This window comes from Catelliglobosispora koreensis DSM 44566 (assembly GCF_000379685.1).
Lineage (GTDB): Bacteria > Actinomycetota > Actinomycetes > Mycobacteriales > Micromonosporaceae > Catelliglobosispora > Catelliglobosispora koreensis.
In genome coordinates this window covers 288,548-297,852 of record NZ_KB903272.1, presented here as the reverse complement: position 1 = coordinate 297,852, position 9,305 = coordinate 288,548, and the positions used below count along the sequence as shown (strand labels likewise).

The following is a 9,305-nucleotide window of genomic DNA, read 5'->3' as shown; positions in this document are numbered from 1 at the left end:
TGGCTGGATGCTGGAGGAGGAACGTAAATACGGCGTCCCGTCCTCCTTCGGCCTCCCGCGCATCAAAGGGTTCAAGGCCGTCCCGAAGACCGCCAAGCGGCTCGAAGCGTCCTACTACGACACCGAAGACCTGCGGCTAACCCGTGCCGGAGCCTCGCTGCGCTACCGCACGGGTGACGAGCTGCCGTGGACGGTGAAGCTCGCGACCGACCTTCCCGGGGTGCGGCAAGAGATTTCGCGAGCCGGTTCGCGTGGGCGGCCACCGGCCGAATTGGTGCGGCTGGTAACTACCCTGACTCGTGGTGCACCGTTACATAAGGTGGCTCTGCTGCGCACCGAGCGGCAGCGTTGGGACATAAGCGATGGCCACCGGGTCGTGGCCGAGATCGCTGACGACATCGTTACTTCCGGCGGCCAGACGTTCCGTGAGCTGGAAGCCGAGCTGAAAGACGGTCCGCCGGAGATTCTGTCCACTGTGGAGCGAGCGCTGCTGAAGGCTGGTGCTACGCCCAGCGACTGGTCCTCCAAAATCGCCCGCGTCCTCAACGTCATTGAACCGCCTGACGTCGTGCCTCCGGGCGAGCAGCCGGGGTCCAGCGCGCCTGCGGAAGCCCTTGTCACGTGGGCGATCCGCACACATGTGCGACGGATCTTCGCTCACGATCCGTTGCTGCGCTTGAACGAGACGCTCCCTAACGGCGACACTCCCGTGCATCAGCTGCGCGTCGGAGCGCGCCGGCTCCGCTCAGCGCTGCGCTCCTTCGCTCCGCTGCTGGCCAAGGCGTGGACTAGCCAACTGCGCGACGAGCTCAGCTGGTTCGCCGGAGTCCTTGGCGCCGCCCGCGATACAGAGGTGCTGCGCGCCCGGCTCAGAACGACGGCAGCGCTAGATCCGCTGGCTCCCTTGGATCAGGCCACGGTGGAGGCGATCGACGCCGAATTGACCAAACGGCAGGCCAAGGCGCTGTCCATTGCCAGCAAAGCGATGCGCAGTGAGCGCTATGTCCAGCTGACCGCCCTGCTCACGGAGGCCACCCAAAGCGTCCCGTTCGCCAAGCCGTCCAAACGCAAGTCCCCCAAGGACGCGGCGGGCGACCTCGTTCGTGCGGTGGCGGGCCTGACCGCTGAAGCTCCCGACGAGACCTGGCACCAGGTGCGCATCCTTGTCAAACGAGCCCGTTACACGGCTGAAGCGGCCGGTGCTTCCAGAGACAATCTCAAGTCACTTGCCCGGCTTCAGGATCTGCTCGGCGAGCACCAGGATGCCGCTGTGGCCGCCGAAGTCTGGCTGTCATTCCGGCGCGATCCCGCCATGGCGGTCACCGCTGGCCGTCTCTTCGAGCGTGAGCGTGCGCTGGTGCGCCAGGCCCGTGAGGGCTTCTCCCGCGCCTGGCAAGAGCTGTCAGAAGCGTCCTAGAGCCACGAACAGCGCCAGACCGCCTAGCAGCAGGTTGAACCCGATCCCGGGGTGTTCCTTGCGCCGCAGGTGCGTCAGCGCCGCGAGCACCATGACGAGCACGAGCCCACTGGCCGCCAGGGGCGTGAGCACGGTCGCGATGCCGGTCAGCCAGGGCAGCACGAGCCCAATGGCGGCAAGCAACTCCATCGCCCCGACGAGCTTGATGGTCCCGTCAGAGAAGTCTTCGACGTAGGGCATGCGGGGCTGGAGCTCGCTTCTGGGCTTCGTTAGCTTCAACACCCCGGCGCCGGCAAAGGCCACCGCGAGCAACCCTTGCACGATCCAAAGCACCACGTTCACCGGCTTCGCCTCCTTCTAAACGGTGGATCGCCTCCATATATCGAGGCGCCACGCTAGCAGTAAGTGGAGACAAGAGTCCACTTATTCCCTGGTATTCTTTGGATCATGGTGAGAGCGGACGCCGCGCGCAACAGAGAGCTGATCCTCGATGCCGCCGCCGCAACGTTCGCCCGGCGGGGCCCGGGCGTCCCGCTGGAAGAGGTCGCCGCGGAAGCTGGTGTCGGCATCGCCACCCTCTACCGCCGGTTCGCGACAAGAGAAGAGCTGCTGGAGGCGGTCGCCGCCCGGCACGTTGAGTTCTACGAGAAGGCGCTACGTAAGGGACTGTCCGACCCGGACCCCTGGCAAGGCTTTAGTGGCTTCGTGCGCGCTGTGGCGGAAATCCAGGCCAAGCATCCCGGTTTGGCGGAGATGCTGATGGTTCCCTGCCACGGCGCCGATCCGGCCCGGTCCTCCGCCGTTTTTGAGGGCTACCTTGAGTTGGTGCAGCGCGCCCAACAGGCCGGCGACCTGCGCCCGGACTACTCCCCCGAAGACTTACCGATGCTGTTGCTAGCCAACGCTGGCGTGCTCAGGGGCACCGCGGGTGCCGCGCCCAGGGCCTGGAAACGCCTCGTGGAATACCTATTACAGGCCTTCCAATGCCGGTCCCACCGCGATTCGCTTCCCCCGCCGATGAGTGGCGCACAAGTCCAAAAAGCACTAAAGAACCCCGCCGGCTAGCACGGCGGGGTTCTTTCGTTTTGTTCGCGGTAGGTAAATATTTAGCGCTTGGCGGCCTTCTTGGCCGGTGCCTTCTTGGCGGGAGCCTTCTTGGCAACAGCCTTGGTGGCCTTGGTCGCGGCGACCTTCTTGGCCGGAGCGGCCTTGGCAACCGTCTTCTTGACGGTGGCCTTCTTAGCCGGTGCGGCCTTCGCCGTGGTCTTCTTGGCCGGGGCGGTCTTGGCGGCAGCGGTCTTCTTGGCGGCGGCCGTCTTCTTGGCAGCAGCAGCCTTCTTGGCCGGGGCGGCCGACGCTTTTCCAGTCGCGACAGTCTCCTTGAAGCCGGCGCCCGGGCGGAATGCCGGCACCGTCGTCTTCTTCACCTTCACGGCCTCACCCGTGCGCGGGTTGCGGGCCATGCGGGCTGCACGCGCGCGGCGCTCGAAGACGCCGAAGCCCGTGAGGGAAACCTTGTCTCCCTTGGTGACCGCGTTCTGGATTTCGGTGAGCGTCGCCTCAAGCACCGCCGCAGCCGTCTTCTTGTCGACGACGGTGGGGTGAGCGGCGATCGCGTCGATGAGTTCGCTCTTGTTCATTGTTTCCTCCGGTAGTGTCCTTCTGGACCCGTAAAACCAGCCATCTGTGTTGGACAGTAAGCCTTATATCTTCAAGATGCCATTAGCAAAGCAAAAAAGCATCCTTGTGTCGCAGAAATAACGACGGTCGCGCCCTCAAGTTCCTATGAGGACGCGACCGTTTTACTACGAGAACGGGCTAAGACACAAGTACCGCAAAGGATGGGCGGGTGGCTTCAAAGGCCGTAATCGCCTCCGCGTGACGAAGCGTCAAACCAATGTCGTCAAGGCCTTCCAGTAGCCTCCACCTGCTGAAATCGTCCATCGCAAAGGGCCAGACATGTTCCCCGGAACGGACTTCCCGGGCCTGTAAATTTACTTCCACTGGGGCGCCAGGATTTTTTTCGATCGCGTCCCAGAGGGTCTCAACGGCCTCCTGAGAAAGTTCAACGGTGAGCAGACCTTGCTTCAGCGAGTTGCCCCGGAAGATGTCACCGAAGCGCGGCGAGATGACAACCCGGAAGCCGTAGTCGTTAAGCGCCCACACAGCGTGCTCACGGGATGACCCGGTGCCGAAATCCTCGCCAGCGACAAGGATCGTCGCCCCTGCGTAAGCGGGGTTGTTGAGAACAAAGGAGGCGTCCTCGCGCCAGGCGGCGAAAAGCCCATCCTCAAAGCCAGTGCGGGTCACGCGCTTGAGATATACGGCAGGAATGATCTGGTCGGTGTCCACGTTGGACCGCCGCAATGGAACAGCTGTTCCAACGTGAGTGGTGAATTTCTCCATCTTTAGCTACCTCACACCAGATCGGCCGGAGCGGAAAGCCGCCCGGTTACGGCGGTTGCGGCGGCGACCGCAGGGGATACCAAATGGGTCCGGCCGCCCTTGCCTTGCCGTCCCTCGAAATTGCGATTCGACGTTGAGGCCGATCGCTCACCTGGCTTTAGCGTGTCCGGGTTCATGCCAAGACACATTGAACAACCGGCGAAACGCCATTCGGCTCCAGCCGCGGTGAACACCTCGTTGAGTCCTTCTTCTTCCGCCTCGGCCCTAACTTGCGCCGAACCGGGAACGACGAGCATCCGCACGCCACTGGCGACTTTGCGCCCACGCAACACTTCCGCCGCGGCACGCAGATCCTCCAGCCTGCCGTTGGTGCAGGAGCCCAGGAAGACCACGTCGACGGCAACGTCTTTCAGCGCCGTGCCCGGGGTCAGTCCCATGTATTCCACCGCCCGCCGGGCGGCCGCCCGGTCCGCCTCGGTGGCAAATGATTCCGGGTCCGGCACCGAGGCACTCAGCGGTGCGCCCTGGCCGGGATTGGTGCCCCACGTGACGAATGGCGTCAGCGTGCTCGCGTCGATGACAACCTCGGCGTCGAACACCGCGTCGTCATCAGTCTTGAGTGTCCGCCAATAGGCGACGGCTTCGTCCCATTGCGCGCCTTGCGGGGCAAAGGGACGGCCTTTAAGCCAGGCGAACGTTGTCTCATCCGGCGCGATAAGGCCGGCCTTAGCGCCCCATTCGATGGACATGTTGGAGACGGTCATCCGTCCCTCCATGCTTAGCTTTTCGATCGCGGGGCCGCGGTATTCCACGACATATCCCCGGCCGCCGCCGGTACCAACCTTTGTGATGAGGGCGAGGATCAGGTCTTTAGCGGTGACACCAGACGGCAGTTCGCCGGTGACGGTAACGGCCATCTGCTTTGGCGTTCCTTGCGGCAGGGTCTGTGTGGCGAGCACGTGCTCGACTTCAGAAGTGCCAATGCCGAAAGCGAGCGCACCAAAAGCGCCGTGAGTCGACGTGTGCGAGTCTCCACACACGATGGTCATGCCTGGCTGGGTAAGCCCTTGCTGTGGCCCCATCACGTGCACCACGCCCTGCACCGGGTCACCCAGAGGGTGCAGCCTTACTCCGAACTCCGCGCAGTTCTTACGCAGCGTCTCAATCTGGGTCCGCGACACAGGATCGCTAATCGTCAGCAGATTGTCAGTTGGGGTGTTGTGGTCTTCGGTGGCAATGGTTAGGTCCGGCCGGCGGACCGAGCGGCCAGCCAAACGCAGCCCGTCGAAGGCTTGCGGGCTAGTCACTTCATGCAGCAGATGAAGGTCGATATAGAGGAGGTCGGGTTCCCCGGCTGTTTGGCTTACGACGTGTGCATCCCAGACCTTCTGGGCAAGAGTCCTGCTCACTGGTGTCTCCCACCATCTGGACATCCCACAACTTGGGAGGTATGTTTCGGTGTGTGGGACACAGTATGTCTGGCGTTGGCGTGCTTGACAAGGCGGTCGTGATCCTTGCCGCCTGTGTTGATGGCGCAAGCCTTGCCGAACTTGTTGAGCGAACGAAACTGCCACGGGCGACGGCGCACCGGCTGGCTCAGGCCCTTGAGATACACCGGATTCTGGTTCGCGACACGCAAGGGCGCTGGCGTCCCGGCCCACGTCTTGGTGAGCTCGCGAACGCGGCGCCAGACGTGCTTCTCACCGCCGCCGAGCCATTGCTGTCCGCACTTCGTGACGCCACAGGCGAAAGCGCCCAGCTCTACCTTCGCCGGGCCGATGAGCGCGTTTGTGTGGCTGCCGCCGAGCGCGCGAGTGGTCTTCGCGACACCGTCCCAGTAGGTGCGATTCTTCCGATGACGGCGGGCTCCGCGGCACAGATCCTGTTGGCTTGGGAGCCACCGGAAGCGGTCATGCCGTTGCTGCCGCGGTGCCGGTTCACCGGCCGCACGCTCGCCGAAGTCCGGCGGCGCGGCTGGGCTCAGTCGGTCGCCGAGCGCGAGGCCGGCGTCGCTTCCGTGAGCGCGCCGATTCGCGACCGCACGGGGCGAGTCATCGCCGCCGTCAGTGTTTCCGGCCCGATAGAGCGGCTCGGCCGGCGTCCCGGTGACCGGCATGCCATGGCGGTCGTGCGGGCGGGACAGCGCTTGTCAGGGCTGTAGGGACCGCACGATCTAGTCACTGTCGCCTACCCTGCTGGCGTGACTGACCCCGCAGAACCGCAACCTATAGACATCACACCGGCGGCTAACGGCGGCGAGACCATCGTCGCCGTCAAGCGCCGCAAGGCTCCGCTGATCCTGTCTGGCGCCGTGGCGCTCGCTCTCGCCGTGGGCGCGGGCGTCTTCGTTGGGTACCAAATGTTGTTCGGTGGCCACGCCGCGGCAGAACGCATACCCGGGACAGCGCTTGCCTATGTCTCGATCGATCTTCAGTCCGGATTGGACCAAACGCGCAAGCTGATGAAGCTGGCGGAGAAGTTTCCGCAGACAGGGAACTCAGCCGATCCGAAAAAAGCTCTCGATGAATTCCTTACCGATCTCAAACTCGATGGCGTTGACCCGAAACAGGATCTGGGCAGCTGGGTCGGCTTGCGCGTAGGAGCCGCCGCCTGGCTGCACCACGACAAGCCTTATGCCATCCTCGCCGTGCAGAGCACCGATGACGCCGCCGCGACGCAGGGCCTTGGCCGCATCCGCGAAAAGACCAAACACCACTTGGGATTCGTGGTGCGAGACGGATTCGCTCTGCTGGCGATCGGGGAGAAGGACTCACAGGCGGCCGCTGACGCTGCGGCCGCGGAGGCGCAACGCGCCCCGCTATCCAAAGCGGTGAAGTTCGCTGACGCCAGGGCGTGGCTTCAAGACGATCAGATAGCGATTCTCTACCTGGATCTGGGTGGGGTTAACCAGATGATGGAGGCCGCGCTAGCCCCCGAGGCCGTGCAGTCCAAGCAGGCCAAGGCTTCTCAAGGCGAGATCATTTTGGGGGTACGCGCCGAGGACGACGGAATCGTTGCCAGGTTCCGGACCTTCGGTGGAGCACCGGCCAGTGGCGGGCTCAAGGACGCGTTGGCCAAACTCGGCGAGATGCCGGCCAGCGCCGACATCGCCGCCGTGGCGGGCCTTCCCACCGAACTCACGACGTCGGCCAGCCTATTCGGCTCGATGCTCCTTCCGTTTGGAATGCTCGGCGCAGGTCCACCAGACGGCGTGGAACCAGTCCGGGTTATCGACAGCCCTGTCACGCCTGTCGTCGGCGATCTGACTCCGCAGGAGGAGGCGGAGTACGACGCGTTGCTGGAAAAGGCTTTTGACGGCACGCTCACTGCGGCCGAGGAGAAGCGGTTCGAAGAACTGAGCGCGAAGTCTATGGGCGACATAGGCGGCGGCCCGTCGGAGGCTGAGATGGAGCGCGTGTTCAAGCTCCTGTCGGGAGCGACGATTCAGCTCGCGCTGTCTGGGGTGGCCCAGAAGAGCACCGCCGTCCACATCGTGGCTCAGCTGCTCTCATCGCCGACCGAGGCGGATCTCAAGTCGCTTACCGAACTGACCGATGGCGAGCTGGCCATTGAGGCCAAGGGCACGACAGTGACGGCGGTAACCAAGGGCCACACGCCCGGTGGCGGCAGACTGGCGGACGACAAGCTGTTCCAGCGCGCGTTCGACGGCATGCCCGGTGAGGCGCAGCTGGCTGTCTTCGTCAATCTGGACAAGCTGATGACGGCCCGCGAACGGGATCGGCTCGGACCGGTCAAGGCGATCGCCATCGCTCAGGGCACCGGCTCAGGGCTCGTGCGCGTCCTCATTGGATAGTCCACTTAGCGCAAAGAAAGGGCCCGCATCCATTGGATGCGGGCCCTTTCGCGCTGTAGCCCCGAGGGGATTCGAACCCCCGCTACCGCCTTGAGAGGGCGGCGTCCTAGGCCGCTAGACGACGGGGCCATAGGAACTTTTGGTTTGGATTGTGCTCGCCAGACAATACCAAAGTCCAGCGGGCTAACCCGCTGGGGTACCAGGACTCGAACCTAGACTAACTGAACCAGAATCAGTTGGGCTGCCAATTACCCCATACCCCAATTGGCCCGGCTGCAGCCGTGCCGGGAGTGAACTTTACCCGACCGGCCGCAGCGGACCAAATTCATATGCGGGTCAGAGTGTCAGAACCGGATTACGCAGGTCACCGAGCCCGGCGATCTGCACGCTGACCAGGTCTCCATCCTTAAGCGGCGAAACTCCGGCCGGGGTGCCGGTCAAAATCACGTCGCCGGGCAACAGCGTCATGACATGCGACACATAGGAGATCAAGGTCGGTACGTCGAAGACCATCTGGCTGGTCCGGCCGAGCTGACGCACCTCCTCGTTGACCTCGCAGCGGACCTCAGCGTCAGACACGTCCACGGCGGTGTCGATCCACGGGCCGATCGGGCAGAACGAGTCAAACCCCTTCGCCCGGGTCCATTGGCCGTCAGAGCGCTGCAGATCGCGAGCGGTGACGTCGTTGGCGCAGGTGTAGCCGAAGACCGCTTTCTGAGCGTCCGCGCGGTCCACCCGGCGGGCCCCGGTGACGCCAATCACGACCGCCAGCTCGGCCTCATGCTCAACCTGCTTCGACTGCGGAGGCAGCCTGATCGGATCGTTGGGGCCGATCACCGAGGTGGACGGCTTGAGGAACAGCAACGGCTCCTTTGGCACCTCTGCGCCGTGCTCAGCGGCGTGGTCGACGTAATTACGGCCGACGCACACCACCTTGCTCGGCAGGATCGGTGAGAGGAGCCGCACATCGGCTACCGCCCAGCGCTGATCCGTTTTCTTGATCTCGGCAAAGGGATGTCCTTCGATCGCGACGATGGTCTCCCCTTCGACCACGCCGAAGGACATGCCGCCTGGGTGAACGAAACGAGCAATGCGCACGGGACCCAATCTAGGAGATCAGGCGGTACCGCAGATCTCCGCCACCCGCTTGGCAAGAGTTTCCAGTCGGCTGGTGTCGAAATTCTGCAGCGACGTCAAGCTGTTGAGGCTGCCGCCCAGGGTGTCGAGTTCTTTGGCGACATTGTCAAGCGCCGTCTTGAGCTCGACCTTTTGTGCGGTCGTAGCGTCTTCGCGCAGGTCGTCAGCCAGCTGGATCAGGATCGTGCCAGACTGCTTAACGGATTGTTCCGCTCCCACGAGATCACCGTTGGTGGCGAGTGTTCCGGCTTTCTCAAGTTCATCGGTGAACTTCTGGATGCCGGTGTTGACCGTCTCCCTTGACGTGTCACAAACCTCAGCGGTGTTCGGGTCGAGCGAAATCGTGGGTGTGGCGGTTGGCGATTCGAGAAGCGTTGACGGCAGCGGCTCCGGTGTAGGTAGTGGAGTCGGTTGGGCCGCCACCGCCGTGCCCGCACTCGCGAATAAAGTCGCGGCGAAGACGGCGGAGATCAAAAGGCGCTTCATAGCTCTCTCCCCCCAAGAGATGACCTTGAAATCGTACCGAGATAA

Annotated in this window: 10 protein-coding genes and 2 tRNA genes; 4 read left to right on the top strand and 8 right to left on the bottom strand. The window is 63.7% G+C overall.

From position 1 onward, the window contains the following. Positions 1-7 precede the first annotated feature (7 nt). Complete coding sequence (locus tag A3E1_RS0124070; protein ID WP_020523345.1) at positions 8-1,417, top strand: CYTH and CHAD domain-containing protein; 1,410 nt, start codon at positions 8-10, stop codon at positions 1,415-1,417. Here the strand turns inward: A3E1_RS0124070 and A3E1_RS0124065 are convergent. Next, on the bottom strand, positions 1,403-1,759 hold the full coding sequence (locus tag A3E1_RS0124065) for a DoxX family protein (RefSeq protein ID WP_020523344.1): 357 nt from the start codon (positions 1,757-1,759) through the stop codon (positions 1,403-1,405). The two genes, A3E1_RS0124070 and A3E1_RS0124065, sit on opposite strands and share 15 nt — an antisense overlap. Positions 1,760-1,864: 105 nt before the next feature. Here A3E1_RS0124065 and A3E1_RS41800 point away from each other — a divergent pair, with 105 nt between their 5' ends. Further along, entirely contained in the window at positions 1,865-2,482 is a 618-nt protein-coding gene (locus A3E1_RS41800; RefSeq protein WP_020523343.1) for a TetR/AcrR family transcriptional regulator, read from the top strand. 41 nt (positions 2,483-2,523) lie between these two features. Here the strand turns inward: A3E1_RS41800 and A3E1_RS0124055 are convergent, their stop codons facing one another. The 3 genes from A3E1_RS0124055 to leuC all read right to left on the bottom strand — a co-directional run bounded on the left by A3E1_RS0124055 (position 2,524) and on the right by leuC (position 5,256). Next, the gene (locus A3E1_RS0124055) at positions 2,524-3,114 is read right to left on the bottom strand and encodes an HU family DNA-binding protein (protein WP_281167400.1); all 591 of its coding nucleotides are present in this window, start codon (positions 3,112-3,114) and stop codon (positions 2,524-2,526) included. A gap of 121 nt (positions 3,115-3,235) precedes the next feature. Then, complete coding sequence (gene leuD, locus A3E1_RS0124050; RefSeq protein WP_020523341.1) at positions 3,236-3,823, bottom strand: 3-isopropylmalate dehydratase small subunit; 588 nt, start codon at positions 3,821-3,823, stop codon at positions 3,236-3,238. Positions 3,824-3,834: 11 nt separating this feature from the next. Further along, positions 3,835-5,256: a 3-isopropylmalate dehydratase large subunit gene (leuC, locus tag A3E1_RS0124045; protein ID WP_040391599.1), complete on the bottom strand. Its 1,422-nt coding sequence runs from the start codon at positions 5,254-5,256 to the stop codon at positions 3,835-3,837. A gap of 41 nt (positions 5,257-5,297) precedes the next feature. On the opposite strand from leuC, the gene A3E1_RS0124040 reads away from it, so the two are divergent. Both A3E1_RS0124040 and A3E1_RS0124035 read left to right on the top strand, forming a co-directional pair. Next, positions 5,298-5,984: an IclR family transcriptional regulator gene (locus tag A3E1_RS0124040; RefSeq protein ID WP_020523339.1), complete on the top strand. Its 687-nt coding sequence runs from the start codon at positions 5,298-5,300 to the stop codon at positions 5,982-5,984. A 39-nt stretch (positions 5,985-6,023) separates the two neighbouring features. Continuing rightward, complete coding sequence (locus A3E1_RS0124035; protein WP_020523338.1) at positions 6,024-7,637, top strand: hypothetical protein; 1,614 nt, start codon at positions 6,024-6,026, stop codon at positions 7,635-7,637. Between the two features lie 56 nt (positions 7,638-7,693). On the opposite strand, the gene A3E1_RS0124030 is transcribed toward A3E1_RS0124035, so the two are convergent. From A3E1_RS0124030 to A3E1_RS0124015, 4 genes are all read right to left on the bottom strand, one after another. Continuing rightward, positions 7,694-7,766 (bottom strand) — tRNA-Glu (locus tag A3E1_RS0124030). 62 nt (positions 7,767-7,828) lie between these two features. Beyond that, a tRNA-Gln gene (locus A3E1_RS0124025) sits at positions 7,829-7,900 on the bottom strand. Positions 7,901-7,973: 73 nt separating this feature from the next. Further along, entirely contained in the window at positions 7,974-8,735 is a 762-nt protein-coding gene (locus A3E1_RS0124020; RefSeq protein ID WP_083929614.1) for a fumarylacetoacetate hydrolase family protein, read from the bottom strand. An 18-nt stretch (positions 8,736-8,753) separates the two neighbouring features. Then, entirely contained in the window at positions 8,754-9,260 is a 507-nt protein-coding gene (locus A3E1_RS0124015; protein WP_020523336.1) for a hypothetical protein, read from the bottom strand. Positions 9,261-9,305: the final 45 nt, after the last annotated feature.